The organism is Segeticoccus rhizosphaerae, assembly GCF_009192725.1.
GTDB lineage: Bacteria > Actinomycetota > Actinomycetes > Actinomycetales > Dermatophilaceae > Segeticoccus > Segeticoccus rhizosphaerae.
This window is the reverse complement of sequence record NZ_VOHR01000750.1, coordinates 1-515: the sequence shown is the minus strand read 5'-3', so window position 1 is coordinate 515 and position 515 is coordinate 1. Positions and strand designations below refer to the sequence as shown.

Annotated in this window: 1 protein-coding gene; it reads right to left on the bottom strand. The window is 55.9% G+C overall.

Going from position 1 to position 515, the window contains the following annotated elements; all coding sequences use genetic code 11:
* The coding region (locus FRW57_RS24260) for an AAA family ATPase (RefSeq protein ID WP_203230533.1) at positions 1-398 on the bottom strand (398 nt) is incomplete at its 3' end.
* Between the last annotated feature and the right edge of the window lie 117 nt (positions 399-515).

Here is a 515-nt window from a genome sequence, read left to right as displayed (position 1 = left end):
ATGTCGGCAAGCGCGGCACGCCTGAGGCCGCGACCCGGCGCCAGCAGGGACAATCCCTCGAGGATATTGGTCTTGCCGGCACCGTTCTCGCCCACGAGCAGGTTGAATTGCGCCGTGCCGGAAAGCTCGCTTTCGACATGGTTGCGGAAATGGGAAAGGTGGATGCGATCAAGCGCCATTTGCGATGCAGGCGATAGCGTCAGCGTCGCTCCATCGCCACCGGAAAGGCTATAATCCAAATATTGGCGAATTTTACCAACCTTTCGGATTGATGAATAACGCGTCTGCTCACCGTTCAGACAAGAATGGCGAAATTCTGCCGTTTTTCGACTTTGGCACGCCTCGTGCATTGTATCTGGTATCACCGGATGGTCCGGTAAAAACAGATCAAGGTTCAAGGAGAAATCAACATGTCCGCTTTCGATTATGCAGGTAACCGCGCTCTCGCCGCCCTCTTCGCTTTCGCTGTCTCGGCAGTTTTCATGGCCGCAGCCATCGTCCCCGCCAGCCCCAAC